This window comes from Pseudomonas sp. AIG, assembly GCF_977020205.1.
On sequence record NZ_CDROCK010000001.1, the window covers coordinates 69,007 to 91,709 of the forward strand.

Below are 22,703 nucleotides of genomic sequence, written 5' to 3' on the forward strand. Positions count from 1 at the left end.
CGGAAGGGCGCTTGCATCCCCGAGAAATGCCAACAACAAAAAGAAGAGGGTCATCATGTACAAGATCATCAAGGTCGCCGCCAGCGTACTGTTGGCATTTACCGTCAGTGCCTGTGACAAAGGCGCCACTAGCACACAAGGCACCATCGGTATTGCCATGCCTTCGAAAACTGAAGCGCGCTGGGTTTCCGACGGCAGCAGCATCGTCGACTCGCTGAAGAAACTGGGCTACGACACCGATTTGCAATACGCACAGTATGAAGCGCCCACTCAGCTGTCGCAGATCGAAAACATGATGGTCAAAGGCATCAAGGGCCTGATCGTTGCACCGATTGACGGCACGACCATGGCTGACGTGCTCAAGCAAGCCAAGGAAAAAGGCATCAAGGTCATCTCCTACGACCGTCTGATTCGCAATACCAAAGACTTCGATTACTACGTCACGTTCGATAACTACCGCACAGGTGTGCTGCAGGGGCAATCGATCGTCGACGCGCTGGCGCTCAAACAGGGCAAGGGCCCGTTCAATCTGGAAATCTTCGCTGGCTCCACTGACGACAATAATGCCCACGTGGTGTATGCGGGCGTCATGTCGCAGCTCAAGCCTTTCATCGACAGCGGCAAACTGGTCATCCGCAGCGGCCAGGAAGCCATGGAGAAAGTCGCCACGCCGAACTGGGATGGTGCGCAGGCCCAGGCACGTATGGATAACTTGCTCAGCGCCTTCTATGGCAATAGCCATCTGGATGCCGTGCTAGCGATGAATGACCAGATTGCGACCGGCGTGGTGTCGTCCCTGCGCGGTGTTGGCTATGGCACCGGCAAGGCAGCGATGCCGATTGTCACCGGGCAGGACGCCGAGATCTCCAGCATCAAATCGATCATGCGCGGCGATCAGTCCTCGACCATTTTCAAGGACACCCGCGCCTTGGCCGAAGCGGCTGCGCAAATGATGGATGCAACGCTTACCGGCAAAGCCGTTGTAGTCAACGACACCACCTCGTATGACAACGGTTCGATGGTCGTTCCTACCCAGTTACTCACTCCGCTGCTGGTCGATGGCAAAAACTGGCAAAAAGTGCTCGTCGACGACACCCGGTTCTACACCCCCGAGCAGTTGCGCTAAGGCGATCCCGTACCCGTGCGTGCAGGAGAAATACCATGACCAGTTCCCTTCTCGATATGCGTGATATCCAGAAACGCTTCGGCCCGGTGAAGGCGCTTAGCCGGGTGAATCTCAAGGTTGGCGACGGCGAGATACATGCCATCTGCGGTGAAAACGGCGCAGGCAAATCGACCTTGATGAAGATCCTTAGCGGCGTGTATCCACACGGCAGCTACAGCGGAGAGATCATTTTCGACGGCAAGGCGCGAACCTTTCAGGGCCTGCGTGACAGCGAGGCGCTGGGCATTTGTATCATTCACCAGGAACTGGCGCTGGTGCCGATGCTGTCGATCACCGAGAACCTGTTCCTTGGCAACGAGATCGCCCACCGTGGTGTCATCGACTGGGATCAGGCGCATCGGCGGGCGCGGGAGCTGCTGAAGCGGGTCGGCCTTGATGCGCGTCCGCAAACGCTGGTCGGCAACCTTGGTATCGGTCAGCAGCAAATGGTCGAAATTGCCAAGGCGCTGGCCAAGGATGTCCGGCTGCTGATTCTCGATGAGCCCACGGCCAGTCTTAACGAGAAAGACAGCGACACCTTGCTCAACCTGATGCTTGAACTGAAGGGTCGCGGCATCACCTCAATCATCATTTCCCACAAGCTCAATGAAATCGGTCGGGTTGCCGACGAGATTACGGTCATCCGCGACGGCAGTACCGTAGATGTTATCGACTGCCGTGGTGAACCGATTGATGAAGCCCGGGTGATCCGCTCGATGGTTGGCCGCGAACTGTCCGATCGCTACCCGAAGCGGGTGGCAGACATCGGCGAAAAACTCTTCGTGGTGGAGAACTGGTCGGTCGGCGATCCGCATCGGCCTGGTCATGACCGCATCCGCAACATCAATTTTCACGTGCGCAAAGGTGAAGTCGTGGGGATTGCCGGGCTGATGGGCGCTGGGCGTACCGAATTCGCCATGAGTGTATTCGGCCGTTCCTATGGCACCAATATCCGTGGCAAGGCGCTCATCGAGGGTGAAGAAGTCGACCTCGGAACCGTGCGCAAAGCCATTGACCACGGCTTGGCTTACGCTACCGAAGATCGCAAGGGCGCCGGTCTGGTGCTGGGCGAGAGCATCACGCGCAATACCAGCATGGCCAACCTTGCGGCGGTGTCCAAACGCTGGGTGATGAATGAGTTGGCCGAAACCGCCGTGGCGATCGATTTCCAGACGCGCCTGCGTATTCGCAGCCCGGATGTCCTGCAGACGGTGGACAAGCTGTCGGGCGGCAATCAGCAGAAAGTCGTGCTCGGCAAATGGCTGTTTTCCGATCCCAAGGTGCTGATCCTCGACGAGCCCACCCGCGGCATCGACGTCGGTGCCAAGTACGAAATCTACGGGGTGGTCAATCAAGTGGTCAGCGAGGGCAGGGGCGTCGTCATGATTTCCTCGGAAATGCCCGAGCTGCTGGGCACCTGCGACCGGATCTATGTGATGAACGAAGGGCGCTTCGTCGGCGAGTTTCCGATCGCCCAGGCGTCACAGGAAAAAATCATGCACGCAATCATGAAAAACGAGGTGATCCAGTGAGCGAAGTCAGCGTTCCACTTCCAACCAAGACCACGGCGCTCACGTCCTTCAAGCGTGGCGCACGCGAATACGGCCTGCTGGCCTCATTGATCGTCATCATGGTGTTTTTCCAGGTGGCGACCGGCGGCGCTCTGATGCAGCCGCTCAACCTCACCAACCTGATCCTGCAGAACAGCTACATCGTGGTCATGGCCTTGGGCATGCTAATGGTGATCGTGTGTGGGCACATCGATTTGTCAGTTGGCTCGGTGGTCGGAGTAATCGGCGCACTGGCGGCGGTACTGATGGTTCAGTATCGACTGGACTTCTTTACCGTCACGGTGATCTGTCTGGCAGCCGGTGCATTGATCGGCGCGGCGCAGGGTTATTGGGTAGCGATCTGGGGCATGCCCTCGTTCATCGTCACGCTGGCGGGCATGCTGATCTTTCGCGGCGCGACCATCGCCATTTCCCAGGGACAGTCGATCGGGCCATTTCCTCCGGCGTTCTCGGCGATCAGTTCCGGATTTATCCCGGATCTTTTCGGCAGCGAACACTTGCGGATAACTTCACTGCTGCTCGGCGTTGCGGTAGCGGCGGCCTTCTGGTTCATCGAATACCGCAGCCGCCGGCGCACTTTGAAGAGTGGGGGCAACGCAGCACCAATGGCGTTGTTTGCTCTGAAAAACGGCTTTATCGCAGCGCTGATCATTTACTTCTGCTACTTGCTCTCGACCTATCGCGGTATCCCCACGGTGCTGGTGATCATGAGCGTGCTGATCGGCGTGTACACCTTCATCATGAATCGCACCGTGATCGGCCGCTGGATCTATGCCGTGGGCGGCAATCTCAAAGCCGCACGCCTGTCGGGGATCAATACCGCCCGCGTTACGTTCTTCGCCTTCGTCAACATGGGCGTCCTGGCGGCGGTCGCTGGCCTGATCTTCGTCGCCCGCCTAAATAGCGCCACGCCCCGTGGCGGCACCGGGTTCGAACTTGACGTAATCGCTGCCGTATTCATCGGTGGCGCATCAGCGTCCGGCGGGGTTGGCAAGGTCGTGGGCGTGGTGATCGGCGCTTTCATCATGGGCGTATTGAACAACGGTATGTCAATCATGGGTATCGGCATCGACTATCAGCAAATGATCAAGGGCGCAGTGCTGTTGGCGGCGGTATTTGTGGATGTCTATCAGAAGAGCAAAAGTTGAAATGACCCACACAACCAAGAGCGCAGGAGGAGAGCGATGATTAAACACATTGTGATGTGGAATATGGAGGGAGATACGCCTGAAGAGCATCAGCGCGCGTGCCAGTTTCTCAAGGAACGTTTTGAAGGACTCGCCGGGCTGATACCCGGCCTGCTGAAAATCGAAGTCGGTGTGGATATGAGTCGTATCGACTACGCCTGTGATGTGGTTCTGTACAGTGAATTCGATTCGCAGGAGGCACTGGATGCGTATGCGTCGCACCCAGAACATCTGCGGGTAAGAGCAGAACTAGGCAATACTCGAATAGCACGATACCAGGTCGACTACACCTCATGAATGCATTGAGCTTGTACTGTGGATCGACACCCAGCCAGCGAGAATAGTTGGCTGGGGTTACAGACAGTTAGGAGAACTGCAAATCGAGCATTCCGCGAGCCATGTTGCGGAAACTACCGAAAAGATGCGGAAACGATCCAGAGATGGATTAACAAAATTCCGGAATGCCAGAAACGACAAAGCCCTGAATAATCAGGGCTTTGTCGTACATAAGATGGCGGAGGCGATGGGATTCGAACTCATGGACCTGTTACAGTCGACGGTTTTCAAGACCGTTGCCTTAAACCACTCGGCCACACCTCCGTTGCGTTGCGGGCGCCATAATACCTGAATGAAACACACTGTCAAACTCTCTGCATGGCTTGTTACAGAGCGTCTGTTATGATCTTTGCGACTGAACGTTTCAAACCAACAGGAGTGTCGCCATGCGCGAACAGGATTACGCAGTTAATAACAGCGTGCAGGCTGAGCAGCTAGAGGTTAGCCGCGTCCTGCGCAACACTTACGGCCTACTGGCTCTGACCCTCGCATTCAGCGGCGTCATGGCTTTCGTCGCACAGCAGATGCGCGTCGGCTACCCGAACATTTTCGTGGTGCTGATCGGTTTCTACGGGCTGTTTTTCCTCACCAACAAACTCCGTGATTCCGCGTGGGGCCTGGTGTCCGCGTTCGCGTTGACCGGTTTCATGGGTTTCCTGCTCGGCCCGATCCTGAACCGTTACCTGGGCATGCAGGGCGGCGCTGAAGTGGTCAGCTCGGCGTTCGCGATGACCGCGCTGGTGTTCGGTGGTCTGTCGGCCTACGTGCTGATCACCCGCAAGGACATGAGCTTCCTCGGTGGTTTCATCACCGCTGGTTTCTTCGTGTTGCTGGGTGCAACGCTGGCGAGCTTCTTCTTCCAGATCAGCGGCCTGCAACTGGCGATCAGCGCAGGTTTCGTGCTGTTCTCGTCGGTGTGCATCCTGTTCCAGACCAGCGCCATCATCCACGGCGGCGAGCGCAACTACATCATGGCGACCATCAGCCTGTATGTATCGATCTACAACCTGTTCATCAGCTTGTTGCAGATCTTCGGCATCATGAGCCGCGACGACTGATCGCAGTCTGTGAAATAACGAAAAACCCGCCTCGGCGGGTTTTTTGTTGTCTGCAGGAATGCGTGTGCCTGGAGCTATTCAATTGATCACGATGCTGCCGTCAGTCTGTTGCTTGTAGACGGTGTAGGGCAGCAACAAAGTATCGAGCACCCCGGAAGCCACCGCATCAATCGCCCAACCGGGCAGGGCGGCGTTGTACTTGTTACCTTCGCCTATCGGCGCATGCAGGCTACAGAAGTCATACATCACGCCGCTGTAGATCCTCGGCACCGCCCCGCAATAGGATTTGTTCGATCTCAAATCATCCACGGCGACCTGGTCGTCGCGCATGACCGTTTGCACTGTCCCGCAACCACTCAACACTAATGCGCTCAGCATCATTGCCTGAACTTTCATACCGCCAATCCTTCGCCGGAAAAACCTCAATCTACGCCAACCGTGCGGAAAAAGCATTTAGGCCATCGGCGGCAAACGACGCTTGACCGGGGTCTTCTTGACGATCGCGGTGTTGGTTTCGGCCAGCGTATTAAGCCGGTCGAGCAGGGTGTCGAGTTGTTCCATCGAGCGCACATGCAGGCGCGCGATAAAGCAGTCCTCGCCCGTCACCTTGTCGCACTCGGTGAATTCGGGAATCGACAGGATCTGCCGTTCCACCTCCTGCAACTGCCCTGGCAGTGGCCGCACCCGGACGATGGCCTGCAATTGGTAACCAAAGCATTTCGGGTCGATTTCGACGGTGTAGCCCTTGAGCACACCGCGTTCCTCCAGGCGCCGCAAGCGTTCAGCCACGCTTGGCGACGACAATCCGCTGATTTGCGCCAAGGCCTTGAGCGAGCGCCGCGAATCCTCCATCAATGCGCCGATGAGGATCTGATCAATATCGTCAGTCATGAAGAAACTCCAGCATTAGGCAATTGGTGAAAATTACCCACGATAAAAAAGGCAGATGTCGAGTTTAGCCTGCTTTTTGCGCTGGAGCGCCTGCGGGTTTGCTTGGCATACTTTTGTCACAAAGACAGGAGATTGAAGATGGACAATACAATCCGTCGCGGCTCATTTGAAATGACCGCTGCCATGCTGATTTCCGGGACGATCGGCTGGTTCGTGCTGGTCTCCGGGCAACCGGTATTCGATGTAGTGTTCTGGCGCTGCGTGTTTGGCGCCGGCACCTTGCTGTTGATTTGCGCGGCGTTCGGCTTTTTACGCCCGGGCATTCTGACCCGCACCACATTCCTGCTCGCAGTGCTCAGCGGGATGGCGATTGTCGGTAACTGGGTGCTGTTGTTTGCCTCGTACTCCCGCGCTTCGATTGCCATCGGCACGGCGGTGTACAACGTGCAGCCGTTCATGCTGGTCGGTTTGGCAGCGCTGTTTCTCGGCGAAAAAATCACTCTGCAAAAGCTGTTCTGGCTGGCGATTTCGTTTATGGGCATGCTGGCAATCGTCAGTGCCCACGGCACTCAAGGCGAGAGCGGCAACGACTATCTGATGGGCATTGCGTTGGCGTTGGGCGCGGCGTTTCTCTATGCCATTGCCGCACTGATCATCAAGCGCCTGACCGGCACGCCGCCGCATCTGATTGCGCTGATTCAGGTCTGCACCGGGATTTTGCTGCTGGCGCCGTTCGCGCATTTCAGTGCGCTGCCGCAAGCACCGAGTGCCTGGGCCAGTCTGGTCACCTTGGGCATCGTTCACACCGGTCTGATGTATGTGCTGCTGTACGGCGCGATCCAGAAGTTGCCGACCGCGTTGACCGGCGCGCTGTCATTCATCTACCCGATTGCGGCGATCTTCGTCGACTGGTTCGCGTTCGGCCATCGCCTGGAAACCCTACAATGGTTCGGCGTGGCGGCGATCCTGCTGGCCGCCGCCGGCATGCAACAGGGTTGGGGCCTGAAGCGCCGGCGACTCGCCGCGCAGTAACCCTCAGATGTTCCAGCGCGGTGCGGTTTTCGCCAGGCGCTGGCGCATCTCGCCGATGTTCGCCGCCAGTTGCCGGGTCAACAAACGATAGCCATCCAGCGCGCTGTAGACCGGCGCATCAAGGTTGCCTTCCGGCAACTCCAGCGGCCTGTCCAGGCGTTGTGAAGCGCCGGTTTTCAACGCCCGGGCCATGCCGATCAATTGCACGCGAATCTGCCGGTGTTCAGCTTTCAATGCCGCTTGTAAATGCGCCATCGCCTCGGGATCGTTGGCATCCGGCCGTGTGTTGCCGAGGATCTCCAGCGTGCTGATGCACATGCGCAGATTGCGCTGGATGGCATCGAGTTCGGTCATGGAAATCTTCACTTCCTTGGACACCGACGGCATCAGCGAGCGCAATTGCACCATCACCGCGCCGAGGCGCCCCATCAACTTCAAATGCTCATCGGCGCTGACCGGTTGGCCGCTGATGATCCGCCCGTACACGGTGGCGCAATCACGCAGGGCATCGGCGAGGTTGTAGCGCCACGAGTACACCGCGTACAGCGGCAGGGCGAAAGAGAAGGCGAGGGCAAGGGCGATGCCGATCAGAATATCGACGCCGCGCCACAAGCCGTCGGTGATCGGGTTGTCGCCATGCCCGGCGACGATGAACACGGTGATCGCCGAGAGCAGGGCGGTGTACCCACCCTTGCCGATGGCGTGATAAGAGAAGAAACCGCAGACCACCGCCATCGCAAAATAGGTCAGCCACGGCATGCCGAGCCATGCTTGCTGCGCCACCAGCAACAAACCGACGCCGGCACCGATCAAGGTGCCGGTGGCGCGTTCGGCGGCTTTTTTGCCGATATTGCCGTGGTGCTGCAAACCACCGATCACCACCAGCATGGTCACCGAGGCCCATTCGCCGTGGGGCAGGTTGATGCCGGTGGTCAACAGGATCGTCGCCAGCAAGCCGAGGGCCACGCGCACCGCATGAATCAACCGCGCGTGCCGGTAGCGTCGATAAGGATCAAGCAACGGACGCAAGACACGGCGCAGCAAGGGCGGAAGTCGATGGGTGCTGTAAGTACTCAGTGCGGGCCTCTCGTAATGGCGGTTCAGGTCAATGGAAAGGAAAAATGTAATTCATCCATGCTGCCATACGCAGGAGGATTTTGCGCATCGTGCCAATGTGGTGGAAGTGCTGACTGTACAACGCGGCCTGCCCGTAAGCACCGCCCGGCATCAGCTTGCTGTACTGGGCGAAGTCCGGATCGGTGATTTCGATGATCACCGGCACACGCCCGGCCGGCGGCGAACCGGTATAGCCGATCAGTGTGCCGGAAGGTTGTACCTGACCTTCGGCAATCACACCGATGACATTCTTCACCCGCCCGGCGAACACCTTGCCGGGAATGCCGTCGAACGCGACTTCCGCCTCATCCCCGACGGTCAGGCGCAGCAGGCTGTTCTGGCGCATCCACGCGGCAAAATATTGGCCTTCCTCGGGAATGAACACCATCGACGGACGCAATGGCAACTTGCTCGCCATCATCCCCGGCCGCAGCGAAACATGGGTGACGAAGCCTTTGCTTGGCGCGCGAACGGTGGTGTTGTCCAGTTCGAACTGGGCGTTGTCGAGTTGCGCCTGCAGATCATCGGTGCGGGCGATGGCCGCATCCAGTTCGCGTTGAGTGCCGAAGTTGCGCCGGATCAATTCGGTGATGCGGTAGCGATCACCCTTGGCGGCGACCAGTTGTGCTTTTAGCGATTTCAACCGGTTTTCAAACGGTGTGGGATCGATGCGAAACAACACATCGCCTTTTTCCAGCGGCTCGTTACCCTTCACCGGTACCTCGATTACCTGACCGCTGACGATGGGAATCACCGGCACGGAAACGAAGTAAGTGCGCGCCACCTCTGAGTAGGGATGGTTGTAGTTCATGGTGAAAATCAGGGCGCCGATCATCAGGATGCCGCCCAGTACGGCGGTGGGCACCGTCCATTTATTCAGCGGGATACGGAAGATCTTGAACACTGCGACGCAGATCGCGGCGTAAGTCAGGATAAGGAGCAGATCCATGGTGTTCAGCCCTCCCCGTTGTGGGGAGCAGTGGCATTCAGCGCTTCGAGTCTTTCGAGGCGTCCTTGCAGTTCGATCACCTGTTGCTCCAGGCGAACGACATGGTTTTGCACGGAGTTACCGTCACCGAACCCCCAGCCGCGATCCTCTCGATAGGCCATCGCCCAGATCCACAGGAAAGGCCAGAGCGCATGCAGCGTGAACAGACTGACCCAGCCAGTGGCATGGATCGCATCCTGATGCGGGTGGTTACGATGAACGGCAATTTCATAGGGAATGTCGTGCAACACGATGATCCCGTAAAACAGTACGAGCCCGGCAAACACCAAAACCCCTAGCGCAAAGTAATCCAGCATGGTCAAGCTCCCGGCATCCAGCACAGTGCTGGCATCAGTGTAGACACTGATTTGCCGGGCGCTTGGCGACTTTTGATCAGAGCCGGATGCGGTCGCCTTTTTGCTTATTCATGATCCTGGTGACAGTTGCTCAGAAGATGTAATCGGTGGTCAGGAAGCTCGAATCACGCCCGCGAATGATCTCGCTGATCAAATCCTTGTTGCTGTCCTGGAACTTGGTCGCCACCAGCGTACGGATCGAGAACACCCGCAACGCATCGTGCACCGAGAGCGTACCTTCGGCCGAATTTTTGCGGCCATTGAACGGGTAAGTGTCCGGGCCGCGCTGGCATTGTGCGTTGAGGTTGATCCGCCCGACCTGGTTGGCAAAGGTGTCGACCAGACGGCCGACCGCCACCGGGTTGGTGCCGAAAATGCTCAACTGCTGACCGAAATCCGACTCCAGTACATAGTCGATCACGGTATCGAGATGACGGTACGGCACGATCGGCACGACCGGGCCAAATTGCTCTTCCTGATAGACGCGCATCTGCGGATTCACCGGGTACAGCACCGCCGGGTAGAAGAACGATTCGCGGGATTCGCCACCATTGGGGTTGACCACTTCGGCGCCCTTGGCGCGCGCATCCGCCACCAGACCATGCAGGTAATCGACCTTGCCTGACTCCGGCAGCGGTGTCAGCGACACGCCGCTGTCCCACGGCATGCCCGGCTTCAGCGTGGCCAGTTTGGCGTTGAATTTCTCGATGAAACTGTCGACCACGTCTTCATGCACGAAGAGGATTTTCAGTGCGGTGCAACGTTGGCCGTTGAACGACAGCGAACCGGTGACCGCTTCGCTGACGGCATTGTCGAGGTCGACTTCGGGCAAGACGATGCCCGGATTCTTCGCATCCAGCCCCAGCGCGGCACGCAAACGGTGTGGTTTCGGGTGCAGTTTCTTCAGGTCGCTGGCGGCCTTGTTGGTGCCGATAAAGGCGAAGATGTCGATCTTGCCGCTGGCCATCAAGGCGCTGACGGTCTCGCGGCCGCTGCCGTAGATCACGTTGATCACACCGGTCGGAAAGCTGTCGCGGAACGCTTCGAGCAGCGGGCGAATCAGCAACACACCGAGCTTGGCCGGTTTGAACACCACGGTGTTACCCATGATCAGCGCCGGGATCAGCGTGGTGAAGGTCTCGTTCAGCGGGTAGTTGTAAGGTCCCATGCACAGCGCTACGCCGAGCGGCACGCGGCGGATCTGCCCGAGGGTGTCCTGTTCCAGCTCGAAACGGCTGGAGCGGCGGTCGAGTTCCTTGAGCGCATTGATGGTGTCGACGATGTAGTCGCAGGTGCGGTCGAACTCCTTTTCGGAGTCCTTGAGGTTCTTGCCGATTTCCCACATCAACAGCTTCACTACCGCGTCGCGCTGCTGGCGCATGCGGCCGAGGAAGGCTTCGACATGCTGAATACGTTCGGCTACGCGCATGGTCGGCCACAGGCCCTGGCCACGGTCGTAGGCACGCACAGCGGCGTCGAGGGCGGTGAGGGCGGTCTCGGCATCGAGCAACGGCGTGCTGCCGAGGATGACTTGTTCGTCGCCATTCTCACCTTTCAGATAGACCGGGCTGCGCACGGTGGCGAGCGGGCCGTCCCAGCGGCGCAACTGGCCGTCGACCAGATATTCGCGTTGCTCGACCTGACCGTCGAGGCGGTATTTTTCCGGGATGTCGCTGACAGAAGGGAACAGGTTGCCAAGGATGTTTGCTGTGGTCATGTCGCTACCCCGTGTTGATGTCCGTATGCAGATCAAAAAGCCTTCACAGGTTATACGCCTGAATGCGCCGGAATTTAAACCCGCAAATGTCACCCGAATGTCACGCAAAGGCGCACAGCAGAGCGGACAGGCTTGATGATCGCTCCCACGCTCCGCGTGGGAACGCAGCCCGGGACGCTCTGCGTCCCATTGGAACGCGGAGCGTCCCTTGAGGCATTCCCACGCAGAGCGTGGGAACGATCATCGGGGGGGAGAGCTGGCCCCGTTTGCCCCCCTCACTGTCCCGCAATGCCCTCAACCCGTTGCAGCCGCTGCCTTAAGGTGAGAGCACAACAATAAGCGAGGCCTTTATGCGGGCAATCCGACTCACTTTACTGCTGGCGTTGGCCATGACGCTGCCCGGCTGCGGCGAAGCCCCCAAACCCCCGGCCACCACCGATCATAACGCCATGCCCAAAGACCCGGCACTGGCGCAGATCTACGCCAACAGCTGCCAGCTCTGCCACGCCAACCCGGCCGCCAACGCGCCGCTCACCGGCGACCGCAAGGCCTGGGAACCGCGCCTCCGGCAGGGCAGCGACACGCTGCTCGACCACGCCATCAACGGCTACAACGGCATGCCGCCGATGGGCCAGTGCGTCGAGTGTTCGGAAGAGCAATTCCTGCAATTGATCGGCTTCATGGCCGACCAGCCCCTCCCAGAATAAGGTGCCCGGGATGACCATGGATCTGACACGACGTCAGTTGTTGCAACGGGCAAGCATCGTCGGTGCGTTCAGTGCGCTGGCGAGTCACCCGGCATTGGGCCAATTGATGCGCGCGCCACGGCTGATTCCTTGGCGCAACTGGTCGGGCGGGCAGAGTTGCCTGCCTGCTGCGAGAGTCGCGCCGAAGAATCTCAATGAACTGACAACCGTCATCAAACAAGCACAAGGCAAGATCCGCCCGGTTGGCTCGGCGCACTCGTTCAGCGCGCTGGTGCCCACCGACGGCACGCTGTTGTCGCTGAGCTATTTCAGCGGACTGCTCGATCACGATGCGAAAACCCTGCAAGCCGAATTCGCCGCCGGCACACCGATGTCACGCATGGGCGTACCGCTGAAAGGCATCGGCCAGGCCCTGCAGAACATGGCCGATATCGATTACCAGACCCTGGCCGGAGCCATTGCCACCTCGACCCACGGCACCGGCAAAAACTTCCAGTCCTACTCGGCCCACGTCTGCGGACTGCAATTGGTTACGGCCAATGGCGAGGTACTCGACTGCGACAGCCAACGTCACCCCGAAGTATTCAACGCTGCACGCGTCTCCCTCGGCGCACTCGGTGTGGCGACGAAGATCCGTTTGCAAAACCGCCCGGCCTATCGCCTGCGCGAGCGCCAGTGGATCGCCAAGACCGAAGAATTGCTCGAAGACCTCGACAACAACACCCGTGAAAACCAGCACTGGGAAATGCTCGTCGTCACCCATTCCGACTACGCCTTGTCCATCGCCCTCAATGAAACCGACGACCCGGCCACGCCGCCGATCAGCCCGGAAGAAGAGGGCGGCAACGAGTTCGTCACCCTGATCGAGAAGATCGACAAGTATGCCAGCGACTTCCCAGACCTACGCCGCACGCTGCTCAACAGCCTGCGTCATCTGGCCAGTTTCGATGATCGCGTCGGCGACTCGTTCGACATCTACGCCAATGTGCGCACGGTGCGTTTCAACGAGATGGAATACTCGGTGCCCGCCGAACACGGCCCGGCCTGCCTGCGCGAAATCCTCAAGCTGATTCAGGACAAGGACCTGCGCACCTGGTTTCCGATTGAGTACCGCTACGTCAAGGCTGACGATATTCCGTTGAGCATGTTCGAGGGCCGCGACAGCTGTTCGATCTCGGTGCACCAGCATTATCAGATGGATCATCACAACTTGTTCGCGGCGGTCGAGCCGATTTTCTGGAAGTACAACGGTCGGCCGCACTGGGGCAAGTTGCACACGCTCAACGCGAAGAACCTGCAACCGCTGTATCCGCGCTGGCGCGAGTTTGTGGATGTGCGTCAGGCACTGGATCCGAGCGGACGCTTTCTCAATGCGCATTTGTCGTCGATTCTGGGGGTGAGCTGATGACCATTGATCGACGCAATTTTCTCCTCGGTACGTTGGGTGTCGGCGTTCTGTTGGTCGGCGTTGGCGCGTGGCTGCGACCGGGCGATCGTGGCGCGCCGTACAGCGAATACTTCCGCGCGCTGAACAAGGAACTGAAGGAAAAAGGGCCGATGCGCCCAGTGCTGTTGATTGATCTGGATCGGCTCGATCACAACATCGATGTGGTGATGCAGTCGGTCAAACGCGGCGGCAAGCAATTGCGGCTGGTGGAAAAATCCTTGCCGGCGCCGGGATTGTTGAATTACATCGGCCAGCGTGCCGGGACGCAGAAGCTGATGTCGTTTCACCAGCCGTTTCTCAATCATGATGCCGTCACGTTTCCGCAATCGGACATTCTGCTCGGCAAGCCACTGCCGATGCGCTCGGCCGAGATTTTCTATCAATCCCACAAAGGCCCGTTCGATCCCGCGAAACAACTGCAATGGTTGCTCGACGGTCCCGAACGTTTGCAGCAATACCTTGCGTTGGCGCAGGGTTTGGGCACGCGGATGCGCATCAACATCGAACTGGACGTCGGCCTGCATCGCGGCGGCGTCGGTGATATGAATGCGCTGGGGCAGATGCTCACGTTGATCAGCGCCAATCCGCAGCATCTGGAATTCGCCGGGTTCATGGGTTACGACCCGTTCGTCGGCATGGGCGTGCCGGGGATTCTCGGCTCGCCGGAAGAACTGTTCGCCAAGGTCATGGTGATTTATCAGCGTTGCGTGGATTTCACCCGGCAGCAGTTTCCCGCGTTGTGGCACGAAGGCTTGTGCCTGAACACCGCTGGCAGCCCGAGTTATCGGATTCATGAAAACGAGAAGCTCAGCAGCGAGGTTTCCGTGGGCACGGCGATGCTCAAGCCGACGCACTATGATTTGCCGTCGCTCACCGAGCATGTCCCCGCGACCTACATCGCCACGCCCGTGTTGAAAAGCACTGGCACGGTCAATATTCCGGCATTGGATGACAAGTCGAAGCTGTTCTCGTGGTGGGACGCCAACCAGCGCCAGACCTTCTTCATCTACGGCGGTAACTGGCTGGCCGAGTTCGAATCGCCCGCTGGTTTGCAAAGCAACGGCGTGTATGGTCGCAGCTCCAATCAGGAGATGGTCAACGGCTCCAGTGCCGTTGGCCTGAGCATCGAAGATCAAGTCTTCCTGCGCCCGACCCAGACCGAAGCCGTACTCCTGCAATTCGGCGATCTGCTCGCCGTGCGCAACGGCAAAATCATCGACACCTGGCCCGTCTACACCTGATCCCAAATCACCACAAATCTTCCCTGTGGGAGCGAGCTTGCTCGCGAAGGCGTCCTGTCAGTCACCTTCTAATTGACTGGCACACCGCATTCGCGAGCAAGCTCGCTCCCACAGGGTTTTGTGTTGTCTGTTAAATCCCTATCAATCCTGTAATGAAGCTTTTATGACAAAAGTTCGGTAGCACATCGCCAGTCCGGTCATGCCTATGTAACGCGCTTGAGGGGCCCAACGGGTCGCTTTTCACAAGCCGAGGCGGGACGCCGGGAGTGAGGCAATGGGGACTATGGAACGCTACTCGAAAGTGGGCATGCAGGAACTCGATCAACGCCTGTCGAAGATCGTCGAAGCCGCGCGCAAGAAGCCGGTTTCGGTGTATCGCTACGGCGCGCCGTGGGTCTGGATCGTCTCGCAGGATGACTGGCAGGGCGCCTTGAAAGAGGTGTCCAGTTACATTCCGCCGGGCCATTCGCTGGTGTTGCTGCGCCCGCAGATCGACGACTTGCTCGATGCCCACCGCGAGCTCCTGCACGACCTCAATGCCGAGCCCGGCATGCTGATCCCCGCGCAAACGGTCATGCACATCCTGCTCCTGCAATTGCTGTATTCGGTGCCCAGCGAACAGCAGCTGTATGAACAGCTCAATTACAACCTGCTGTTCCGCTGGTTCGTCGGTCTTGGCCTGAACCAGAAAGTCTGGAGCTTCAACGCCCTCAGTCGCGACATCGCCACGTTGCTCAACGAGCCACGGGCGGTGCTGCTCATTCAAAAAATCATCGGCGAAGTGTTCTGCGGCGCGTTGCTGCAAATGCCCGAGTTCTCGCTGAACTTCGCGCTTTTGCACACATGGCTGGGCAAACACGCCTGCGCCTCGACAGCCAGCAATTGACGCCATACACGCGGCGTTCGAAACGCCAACAGGTCATCGCGAATTCAGGGGGTAGTGTGGAACCGATTTTCAAGTCACGGCTGGCGCTGTGGGGCTGGCTGCTAGTGACGGCGGGCGGGCAGCCGGCATTGGCCGAAGAGGCTGCCGAAACCGCGGCGGCGAAGCGTCTGGTCGACGTCAACGAATACTTCGTGCGCGGCAACACCGTGCTCGATGCACGGGCGATTGAAGAGGCGGTGTACCCGTTTCTTGGTCCGCAAAAAAACCTTACGGATATCGAGGGCGCGAGGGACGCATTGCAGAAGGCTTATCAGGAGCGCGGTTATCAATCGGTGTTCGTCGAGCTGCCCGAGCAAGCCGTCGCCGACGGCATCGTCTATTTGCAAGTCAGCGAAACCAAGGTTGGCCGCGTGCGTGTAGTCGGCGCCAAACACTATTCGCCACTCGACATCCGCGACGACGTCCCGGCGCTGAAGGAAGGCGAGGTGCCGGACTTCGCCAAGGTCCAGGGCGAACTCGCACAGCTCAATAAGACGCCAGGTCGGCAAGTCATGCCGCTGGTGCGCGAAGGTCAGCGCCCCGGCACCATGGACGTCGATCTGCAGGTCGAAGACCAGAACCCGTGGACCGCCAGCGTCGGCCTCAACAACGACTACAGCGCCGACACGGAAAAGCTGCGCACCGTCACCAGCCTCGGTTACAACAACCTTTGGCAGCTCGGCCACAGCGTCAACCTGACGTTCTTCACCGCGCCGCAGGACACCGATAACGCCAAGGTCTGGTCCGGCTCCTACACCGCGCCACTGACCGAGCGCTGGAGTGTGCAGTTCTCCGGTTACCAATCCGACAGCAACGTCGCCACCATCGGCGGCAGCAACGTGCTCGGCAAGGGCCACAGCTACGGCGTCTCGGCAATTTACACGTTGCCCTCGAGCGGCAACTGGTCGAACTCGCTGTCGGCCGGCATCGACTTCAAGGACTTCGATGAACGCCTGATCCTGTCCGGCGAAAGCGACAAAGTCCCACTGCAATACGCGCCGTTCACCTTCGCCTACAACGGCTATCGCTACACCGAGAAGAGCCAGCTCGGCCTCGGCCTGAGCCTGGTTGCCGCCACCCGTAGCATCTTCGGCTACGGCAGTTCCGACGAAGACTTCGACTACAAACGCTACCGCGCCAAACCGAGTTTCGCCGTACTCAAGGGCGACACCAATTACACCTGGACCTTCGACAACGATTGGCAGAGCGCAAGCAAAGCCGCTTTCCAGTTGGCCTCGGGGCCACTGGTTTCCAACGAACAATTCTCCGCCGGCGGCGCGACCTCGGTGCGCGGCTATCTGGCCGCCGAGCGCACTGGCGACGACGGCTTGCTGCTCAGCCAGGAAGTGCGCACGCCGTCGCTGGCCAAATACGCCGGCACGTGGATGCAGGACTGGCGCTTCTACGCCTTCGCCGAAGGCGCGCAACTGTATCTGCGCGACGAACTGCCGGATCAGGACGCCAATTACGCCTTGGCCAGCGTCGGCCTCGGCACCCGCGCCAGCCTGAGCAAATGGCTGTCCGGCAGCCTCGACTGGGGCTACCCGCTACTCGAAGGGCCGAACACCTCGAAGCAGGAATCGCGCCTGCACTTCAACCTTCAAGCCACTTTTTAAAGGAGCACGTTCATGCAGCGCCTCATTCTTTCGTTGTTGATCTGCCTGGGCTTCGTGCTCCCGGCCACGGCTCAGGCCTGGTGGCAGGACGACTGGCATTACCGCAAACAGATCGCTGTCGACACCACGCCGCAAGGCGCGGCAATCAATCAGGCCCTCGGCCGCACCGCGCTGCTGGTACGCCTGCACACCGGCAACTTCACCTTCGACGGGGTCAAGGAGGACGGTTCGGATCTGCGCTTTGTCGCTGCCGATGACAAAACCGTGCTCAACCACCAGATCGAAAGTTTCGACGCACTGATGGGCATGGCGCTGATCTGGGTCGATGTGCCGAATGTCGAGGGCGGTCAGCGCCAGGACATCTGGATGTATTACGGCAATCAAAAGGCCCCGGCGACCGGCAACGGCCAACTGACCTTCGACCCGAATTACACCGCGCTCTATCACTTCGACGGCGCCACCGGCACCCCGGCCAAAGACACCACCGCCTATGGCAACACGGCGCAAAGTGCGACCGGCGCGGCGATTGACGGTGTAGTAGGGCGCGCGTTGCAGTTCAGCGGCCAGCCGTTGTTGCTGCCGGCCAGTCCTTCGTTGCAACACAACGCGGGCAGTGCGTTCACTTTCAGTGCCTGGTTGCGTCTGGATCAGGCCAATGGCGAACAACTGATTCTCGCCCGTCGTGAAGGCGCCAACAGTCTGCTGGTCGGTGCCAATCAAGGTGTACCGTTTGTAGAGATCGACGGCCAACGTGCCGTCTCCTCCCAAGCGCTGAATCCGGGCCAATGGCAACACGTCGCACTGACCGCTGAAGGCTCGAAAGTGACCCTGTTCATCAACGGTCGCGAAGCTGCCACGCTCGCTCAGGCGATGCCCGCATTCAACTCGGTTATGGCTATCGGCGCTGACCTGCACGAAGGCGCGTTCCAGCCGTTTGTGGGCGCTATCGATGAATTGCGCCTGTCGAAAGTCGCGCGTCCGGCGCCGCTGTTGCTCGCCGACGCGACCTCGCAAGGTGCCGAGTCGAAACTGGTCGCTTATGGCGTCGATGAAGAGCAGTCCGGTTTCGGTTTCGGCAGCCTCGGTTTCCTGCTCAACGCGGTGCCCATCGACGCCTGGGTGATCATCGCCGTGCTGGTGCTGATGATGTTCCAGTCGTGGATCATCATGCTGCGCAAGAACCGCAGCCTCAGCCGCGTCAGCGCTGCCAACGAAGACTTCCGCGTGCAATTCGCCAAGGTCGGCACGCGTCTGGAGATGTTCGCCGACGACGCCCAACTCGCGCAGCGCCTGCAGCATTCGTCGCTGTGGCGCTTGTATCTGGTAGCGGTGAAAGAGATTCGCACCCGCCGTGAGCAGGGCGCCGACACCTCGTCGGTGTCAGCGGCAACCATCGAAGCCATTCGCTGCTCGATGGACGGCGTGCGCACCCGCGAAAATCAGCAACTGAGTTCGAAACTCTCGACCCTGTCCAACGCGATCGCCGGCGGCCCCTACATCGGCCTGCTCGGCACCGTGCTGGGGATCATGGTGGTGTTCCTCGGCACGGCGATGGCCGGTGACGTCAACATCAACGCCATCGCACCGGGTATGGCTGCTGCGTTGCTGGCCACGGCAATGGGCCTGTTCGTCGCGATCCCGGCGCTGTTTGGCTACAACCGCCTGATTACTCGCAATAAGGAAGTCAGCGCCGACATGCGCGTGTTCGTCGACGAGTTCATCACGCGGCTGGCGGAGATGCACGGCGAGAGCCAGTTCAGTGAGTCGGCGCATCGCGGCCATCACGCCAACCACTCTGTACCGGCCTGAGGAGCACTGACATGGCGTCCGTAAATGCCTCCCACGACGATGACGAAGATGCAGCAGTGGACAGCATCAACATCACCCCGCTGGTCGACGTGCTTATGGTGGTGCTGGTGATGTTCATCCTCACCGCTACCGCACAGGTCTCCGGGATCCAGATCAACCTGCCCAAGGCCAGCGCTTCGGTGTCGCTGTCCGAGGCCAAGACCAAGGCGATCTCGGTTAACGACGGCGGGCAGGTGTTCCTCGACGCTTACCCGGTGACGCTGGCCGAGCTGGAAGAACGCCTGCGCATCGAGAAGGCGCAGAGCCCGGATTTCCCGGTGATCGTGCGCGGCGACGCGACCGTGCAATACCAGAAAGTCATCGAAGTGCTGGATCTGTTGCGCCGGCTCGAACTGTCCCAGGTCGGTCTTGTGACCGGCAAACCGAGTCAGGGCTGAGTCATGACCGCACAACTCCCGATCGAGCCGCTGCCGGTGAAAAAACCAGCGCTGCATTACGCGAAGTGGGGCGCCGGATTACTGATCGGCGCGCTCGCTGCGTGGTTCCTGTGGCAGTGGGCCAACGACATGAGCGGCATCCGCCGCGAAGCGCCGAAGGTGCCGACGATCATTCCGTTGCCGCCACCGCCACCTCCGCCGCCGGAAAAACCGCCGGAGCCGGAAACCCCGGTGGAAGAGAAAGTCGTCGAGCCGGAGCCAACCCCCGAGCCAGAAGAGGTCAAGCCCGAGGAAGAAGCACCGCCATCGCCGGCGGACGATCTGGCCAACCCGATGCAAATGGACGGTGACGCTCAAAGCGGCAACGACGCCTTCAACATCGGCGCGGGCAAGGGTGGCGGCATGGCCGGGGCCGGCGGCGGGCGTTTGGGCACGGGTACATACAGCCAGTTTCTGGCGTTCACCTTCCAGCGTTTGCTGCGCGAGAACCCCGAACTGCGCAACCTCGCGTTTTCGCTGCAGGCCGATGTCTGGCTGAGCAGCGTTGGCGAGATCACCCGGGTTGAGCTGATCAAGTCCAGCGGTAACCCCGAGATTGATACGCAAGTGCTGGCCGCGTTGCGCGGTGCGCCGGCCCTCAGCGAACGGCCACCGGCCTCCATCACGTTGCCTGTGCGCCTGTCCCTGCAAGGGCGGCGTCCGGGTTAATTCATTTATTTACGCTTTGGCAAAAGGAGTTGTGTGCAGATGATTTCCAACGTGAATCGATTGTCCCTGGCGGTCGGCATGGTCATTGCGACCCTGGTCGGTCAGGCCGTGGCAGCGCCTGCGCCCTCGGAGAACGCCACGATCAATCTGATCCGCTTGCTGGTCGAGCAGGGCATTCTGAAACAGGACAAGGCTGACGCACTGATCGCTCAGGCGCAGAACGAAGCGGCTCAGGCTAAACAAGCAGCGGCATCCACCGCCGTGGCGGCCGGGCCAGTGGCGGCGCCGGGCGATGTCCGCGTGCAATACGTGCCGGCAGCGGTGCGTGACCAGATCCGCGATCAGGTCAAAGCCGAAGTCATGGCCACTGCCAAACAGGAAAACTGGGCGGCGCCCAACAGCTTCCCGGAATGGGCGGCGCGCATCAGTTTCGACGGCGATATTCGTCTGCGTGACGAGTCGCGCTACTACTCGGACAGCAACAGTAACGAGATCGTCGACTTCGCCAAGCTCAACAACAACGGCCCGTACGACGTAAACCCCAACAGCAGCACCAATCTGCCGCCGCTGCTCAACACCCGCGAAGACCGCACCAACCAGTTCCGCATTCGTGCGCGGTTGGGCATGAAAGCGGAGATTTCGCCGCAATGGACCGCCGGCATTCGCATCGGCACCGGCTCGGACAACAACCCGGTATCGACCACACAAAGCCTCGGCGGCGGCTTCGCCAAGAAGGACATCTGGCTCGATCAGGGTTACCTGAACTGGAAGCCTACGGATGAATTGACCCTGACCGGCGGGCGCTTCGCCAACCCGTTCATGTCCACCGACATGCTCTATTCCAACGATTTGAACTTCGACGGTGTGGCGGCTATTTTCGACCACAAACTCAACCGCGATTGGGGCGTGTTCGGCACCGTCGGTGCGTTCCCGGTGGATTACACCAACGACACTGCCAGCAGCAACGGCTTCGACAAGGAAGAGAGCGACAACAAGTGGCTGTACGGTGCGCAGATCGGCGCCAAATGGGCGATCAACAGCAACAACCGCTTGAAAGGTGCGCTGGCTTACTACCGCTTCGACGACATTCAGGGCCAGCGCTCCAGCCCTTGCGAACCATGGGCCGGCGCACCGGGTTGCGACAGCGACGGCAGCCGTGCGGCGTTCATGCAAAAGGGCAACAGCGTGTTCCTGCTGCGCGACATCACGCCGAACCCGCTCAACCCGACCACCACGCCGCAGCCGCAATTTGTTGGTCTCGCGTCCGAATTCAATCTGCTTGATCTGAACATGGTCTGGGATGCCGACCTGCCAGAAGATTTCAAACTGCGCAGCCAGGGTAACTACATCCACAACCTCGCCTACGACGAAGGCGACATGCGCAAGCGTTCGGCCGGGCAGATCGTCAACAACCTCGACAGCAACGGCGACATCGAAAGCGGCGCCAATGCGTGGATGGTGCAATTCACCCTCGGCAGCGCGCTGGAGCTGAAAAAGCAGGGCGACTGGAACCTGTTCGCCGGCTACAAATACATCCAGCCCGACGCCTTGCCGGACGGCTTCAACGACTCGTCGTTCCACCTCGGCGGCACCAACGCCAAGGGTTATTTCATTGGCGGCAACTACGGTCTGGCGAAGAACGTTTACGCCACCGGTCGCTGGATGAGCACCGAAGCGGTGTACGGCGCGCCGTTCGACATCGACGTCTTGCAGCTTGAGATCAACACGCGCTTCTAAGGCGCCGGGAGAGGGTTATGAAAACGCGATTTGTGTGGCTCGGGCTCGGCCTGTTGATCGCCACTGGAGCGCATGCCGAAGGCATGGAAGAACGCCTGCGCACGCAATTGCGCAGCACCACGCAACAGTTGCAGGCCCTGCAAAGTCAGCAGGCCCAGGCCAGCGCCGCGCAACTGGCGGCGCAGAATGAGGCCAAGGCTGCGCAGGCGCAAATCAAGCAATTGACCGCTGAACTGGCCAAGACCAAAGGCGTCGCCGAGCAACTGGCCGGGCAGCAGCAGAACCTGCACAGCCAGGCGCAGGCACAAGTGGCGGCCAGCGCCGAGCAGACCGGCAAGTTCAAAAAGGCCTATGACGAGCTGTTGGTTATGGCCCGTGCCAAAGAGGCAGAACGGTCTAAGCTTCAAGCGCAATTGACTGAACGTGACACACAAGTGCAGCAATGTTCAGTCAAGAATCAGCAGATGTACGGCGTCGCCAAGCAGATCCTCACTGCCTACGAAAACATCGATGTGGCCGAGGTGATGAAGATCCGCCAGCCCTTCGCGGGCAGCGCCCGGGTCAAGTTCGATGAACTGGCCCAGGGGTTCGGCGATGACCTTTACAAGACTCAATTCGACGCGCCGCAAGCCGCGCTCACGCACTGATAAACAAGGAAG

22 protein-coding genes and 1 tRNA gene are annotated in these 22,703 nt (G+C 59.6%); 16 read left to right on the forward strand and 7 right to left on the reverse strand.

The features are described from left to right. The first annotated feature begins 55 nt into the window (after positions 1-55). Genes chvE through ACWR1S_RS00330 form a run of 4 tightly spaced genes read left to right on the forward strand, consistent with a single transcriptional unit; the run spans position 56 to position 4,220 of the window. Positions 56-1,126 carry a multiple monosaccharide ABC transporter substrate-binding protein gene (gene chvE / locus ACWR1S_RS00315; protein ID WP_454561999.1) on the forward strand — a complete coding sequence of 357 codons (1,071 nt, stop codon included), beginning with the start codon at positions 56-58 and terminating at the stop codon, positions 1,124-1,126. Positions 1,127-1,161: 35 nt separating this feature from the next. Next, positions 1,162-2,697, forward strand: a complete 1,536-nt coding sequence (mmsA, locus tag ACWR1S_RS00320) for a multiple monosaccharide ABC transporter ATP-binding protein (RefSeq protein WP_454562000.1) — start codon at positions 1,162-1,164, stop codon at positions 2,695-2,697. After that, a complete protein-coding gene (gene mmsB / locus ACWR1S_RS00325) occupies positions 2,694-3,884 on the forward strand; it encodes a multiple monosaccharide ABC transporter permease (RefSeq protein WP_454562001.1) in 1,191 nt (396 codons plus the stop codon). The genes mmsA and mmsB overlap by 4 nt, the downstream gene beginning before the upstream one ends. Before the next feature lie 36 nt (positions 3,885-3,920). Next, the gene (locus ACWR1S_RS00330) at positions 3,921-4,220 is read left to right on the forward strand and encodes a Dabb family protein (RefSeq protein ID WP_454562002.1); all 300 of its coding nucleotides are present in this window, start codon (positions 3,921-3,923) and stop codon (positions 4,218-4,220) included. Between the two features lie 215 nt (positions 4,221-4,435). Here the strand turns inward: ACWR1S_RS00330 and ACWR1S_RS00335 are convergent. Then, positions 4,436-4,523: transfer RNA gene (locus ACWR1S_RS00335), tRNA-Ser, on the reverse strand. Between the two features lie 122 nt (positions 4,524-4,645). Here ACWR1S_RS00335 and ACWR1S_RS00340 point away from each other — a divergent pair. Beyond that, on the forward strand, positions 4,646-5,317 hold the full coding sequence (locus ACWR1S_RS00340) for a Bax inhibitor-1/YccA family protein (protein ID WP_008081508.1): 672 nt from the start codon (positions 4,646-4,648) through the stop codon (positions 5,315-5,317). A gap of 78 nt (positions 5,318-5,395) precedes the next feature. Here ACWR1S_RS00340 and ACWR1S_RS00345 read toward each other — a convergent pair whose 3' ends face one another. Together ACWR1S_RS00345 and ACWR1S_RS00350 are read right to left on the reverse strand one after the other, a co-directional pair. After that, on the reverse strand, positions 5,396-5,713 hold the full coding sequence (locus ACWR1S_RS00345) for a YceK/YidQ family lipoprotein (RefSeq protein ID WP_454562003.1): 318 nt from the start codon (positions 5,711-5,713) through the stop codon (positions 5,396-5,398). Positions 5,714-5,770: 57 nt separating this feature from the next. Next, positions 5,771-6,208: an Lrp/AsnC family transcriptional regulator gene (locus ACWR1S_RS00350; RefSeq protein ID WP_064381847.1), complete on the reverse strand. Its 438-nt coding sequence runs from the start codon at positions 6,206-6,208 to the stop codon at positions 5,771-5,773. A 138-nt stretch (positions 6,209-6,346) separates the two neighbouring features. Here ACWR1S_RS00350 and ACWR1S_RS00355 point away from each other — a divergent pair, with 138 nt between their 5' ends. Then, complete coding sequence (locus ACWR1S_RS00355) at positions 6,347-7,240, forward strand: DMT family transporter (protein WP_454562004.1); 894 nt, start codon at positions 6,347-6,349, stop codon at positions 7,238-7,240. A gap of 3 nt (positions 7,241-7,243) precedes the next feature. On the opposite strand, the gene ACWR1S_RS00360 is transcribed toward ACWR1S_RS00355, so the two are convergent. The 4 genes from ACWR1S_RS00360 to ACWR1S_RS00375 form a co-directional block, all read right to left on the reverse strand. Beyond that, positions 7,244-8,284, reverse strand: coding sequence for an FUSC family protein (locus ACWR1S_RS00360; RefSeq protein WP_454562005.1), 1,041 nt, complete (start codon positions 8,282-8,284; stop codon positions 7,244-7,246). 61 nt (positions 8,285-8,345) lie between these two features. Continuing rightward, positions 8,346-9,305 (reverse strand): HlyD family secretion protein, encoded by a 960-nt coding sequence (locus tag ACWR1S_RS00365; RefSeq protein ID WP_454562006.1) that lies wholly within the window; start codon positions 9,303-9,305, stop codon positions 8,346-8,348. Between the two features lie 5 nt (positions 9,306-9,310). Further along, positions 9,311-9,661, reverse strand: a complete 351-nt coding sequence (locus ACWR1S_RS00370; RefSeq protein WP_454562007.1) for a DUF3302 domain-containing protein — start codon at positions 9,659-9,661, stop codon at positions 9,311-9,313. 130 nt (positions 9,662-9,791) lie between these two features. Then, complete coding sequence (locus ACWR1S_RS00375; RefSeq protein WP_454562008.1) at positions 9,792-11,417, reverse strand: NADP-dependent glyceraldehyde-3-phosphate dehydrogenase; 1,626 nt, start codon at positions 11,415-11,417, stop codon at positions 9,792-9,794. A 350-nt stretch (positions 11,418-11,767) separates the two neighbouring features. Between ACWR1S_RS00375 and ACWR1S_RS00380 the strand changes: the two genes are divergently transcribed. The 10 genes from ACWR1S_RS00380 to ACWR1S_RS00425 all read left to right on the forward strand — a co-directional run bounded on the left by ACWR1S_RS00380 (position 11,768) and on the right by ACWR1S_RS00425 (position 22,691). Continuing rightward, complete coding sequence (locus ACWR1S_RS00380) at positions 11,768-12,124, forward strand: c-type cytochrome (RefSeq protein ID WP_454562009.1); 357 nt, start codon at positions 11,768-11,770, stop codon at positions 12,122-12,124. Between the two features lie 76 nt (positions 12,125-12,200). Continuing rightward, complete coding sequence (locus ACWR1S_RS00385) at positions 12,201-13,529, forward strand: D-arabinono-1,4-lactone oxidase (RefSeq protein WP_454562184.1); 1,329 nt, start codon at positions 12,201-12,203, stop codon at positions 13,527-13,529. A 74-nt stretch (positions 13,530-13,603) separates the two neighbouring features. Next, the gene (locus tag ACWR1S_RS00390) at positions 13,604-14,812 is read left to right on the forward strand and encodes a DSD1 family PLP-dependent enzyme (RefSeq protein ID WP_454562185.1); all 1,209 of its coding nucleotides are present in this window, start codon (positions 13,604-13,606) and stop codon (positions 14,810-14,812) included. A 274-nt stretch (positions 14,813-15,086) separates the two neighbouring features. Beyond that, positions 15,087-15,698: a transposase gene (locus ACWR1S_RS00395; RefSeq protein ID WP_007915478.1), complete on the forward strand. Its 612-nt coding sequence runs from the start codon at positions 15,087-15,089 to the stop codon at positions 15,696-15,698. Between the two features lie 56 nt (positions 15,699-15,754). After that, positions 15,755-17,353 carry a ShlB/FhaC/HecB family hemolysin secretion/activation protein gene (locus ACWR1S_RS00400; RefSeq protein WP_454562010.1) on the forward strand — a complete coding sequence of 533 codons (1,599 nt, stop codon included), beginning with the start codon at positions 15,755-15,757 and terminating at the stop codon, positions 17,351-17,353. 12 nt (positions 17,354-17,365) lie between these two features. Then, entirely contained in the window at positions 17,366-19,162 is a 1,797-nt protein-coding gene (locus tag ACWR1S_RS00405; RefSeq protein WP_454562011.1) for a DUF2341 domain-containing protein, read from the forward strand. An 11-nt stretch (positions 19,163-19,173) separates the two neighbouring features. Continuing rightward, complete coding sequence (locus tag ACWR1S_RS00410; RefSeq protein WP_007915482.1) at positions 19,174-19,599, forward strand: ExbD/TolR family protein; 426 nt, start codon at positions 19,174-19,176, stop codon at positions 19,597-19,599. A 3-nt stretch (positions 19,600-19,602) separates the two neighbouring features. Then, positions 19,603-20,307, forward strand: a complete 705-nt coding sequence (locus ACWR1S_RS00415) for an energy transducer TonB family protein (protein ID WP_454562012.1) — start codon at positions 19,603-19,605, stop codon at positions 20,305-20,307. 39 nt (positions 20,308-20,346) lie between these two features. Further along, complete coding sequence (locus tag ACWR1S_RS00420; RefSeq protein ID WP_454562013.1) at positions 20,347-22,044, forward strand: putative porin; 1,698 nt, start codon at positions 20,347-20,349, stop codon at positions 22,042-22,044. Positions 22,045-22,061: 17 nt separating this feature from the next. Next, entirely contained in the window at positions 22,062-22,691 is a 630-nt protein-coding gene (locus ACWR1S_RS00425; RefSeq protein ID WP_454562014.1) for a DNA repair protein, read from the forward strand. Positions 22,692-22,703 lie beyond the last annotated feature (12 nt).

What these genes read in the sequence shown, in the direction of transcription:
- chvE (WP_454561999.1), top strand. Translation starts at nt 56, where the DNA reads ATGTACAAGATCATCAAGGTCGCCGCCAGCGTACTGTTGGCATTTACC.
- mmsA (WP_454562000.1), top strand. Translation starts at nt 1,162, where the DNA reads ATGACCAGTTCCCTTCTCGATATGCGTGATATCCAGAAACGCTTCGGC.
- ACWR1S_RS00330 (WP_454562002.1), top strand. Translation starts at nt 3,921, where the DNA reads ATGATTAAACACATTGTGATGTGGAATATGGAGGGAGATACGCCTGAA.
- ACWR1S_RS00340 (WP_008081508.1), top strand. Translation starts at nt 4,646, where the DNA reads ATGCGCGAACAGGATTACGCAGTTAATAACAGCGTGCAGGCTGAGCAG.
- ACWR1S_RS00345 (WP_454562003.1), bottom strand. Translation starts at nt 5,713, where the DNA reads ATGAAAGTTCAGGCAATGATGCTGAGCGCATTAGTGTTGAGTGGTTGC.
- ACWR1S_RS00350 (WP_064381847.1), bottom strand. Translation starts at nt 6,208, where the DNA reads ATGACTGACGATATTGATCAGATCCTCATCGGCGCATTGATGGAGGAT.
- ACWR1S_RS00355 (WP_454562004.1), top strand. Translation starts at nt 6,347, where the DNA reads ATGGACAATACAATCCGTCGCGGCTCATTTGAAATGACCGCTGCCATG.
- ACWR1S_RS00365 (WP_454562006.1), bottom strand. Translation starts at nt 9,305, where the DNA reads ATGGATCTGCTCCTTATCCTGACTTACGCCGCGATCTGCGTCGCAGTG.
- ACWR1S_RS00370 (WP_454562007.1), bottom strand. Translation starts at nt 9,661, where the DNA reads ATGCTGGATTACTTTGCGCTAGGGGTTTTGGTGTTTGCCGGGCTCGTA.
- ACWR1S_RS00375 (WP_454562008.1), bottom strand. Translation starts at nt 11,417, where the DNA reads ATGACCACAGCAAACATCCTTGGCAACCTGTTCCCTTCTGTCAGCGAC.
- ACWR1S_RS00380 (WP_454562009.1), top strand. Translation starts at nt 11,768, where the DNA reads ATGCGGGCAATCCGACTCACTTTACTGCTGGCGTTGGCCATGACGCTG.
- ACWR1S_RS00395 (WP_007915478.1), top strand. Translation starts at nt 15,087, where the DNA reads ATGGGGACTATGGAACGCTACTCGAAAGTGGGCATGCAGGAACTCGAT.
- ACWR1S_RS00405 (WP_454562011.1), top strand. Translation starts at nt 17,366, where the DNA reads ATGCAGCGCCTCATTCTTTCGTTGTTGATCTGCCTGGGCTTCGTGCTC.
- ACWR1S_RS00410 (WP_007915482.1), top strand. Translation starts at nt 19,174, where the DNA reads ATGGCGTCCGTAAATGCCTCCCACGACGATGACGAAGATGCAGCAGTG.
- ACWR1S_RS00415 (WP_454562012.1), top strand. Translation starts at nt 19,603, where the DNA reads ATGACCGCACAACTCCCGATCGAGCCGCTGCCGGTGAAAAAACCAGCG.
- ACWR1S_RS00420 (WP_454562013.1), top strand. Translation starts at nt 20,347, where the DNA reads ATGATTTCCAACGTGAATCGATTGTCCCTGGCGGTCGGCATGGTCATT.
- ACWR1S_RS00425 (WP_454562014.1), top strand. Translation starts at nt 22,062, where the DNA reads ATGAAAACGCGATTTGTGTGGCTCGGGCTCGGCCTGTTGATCGCCACT.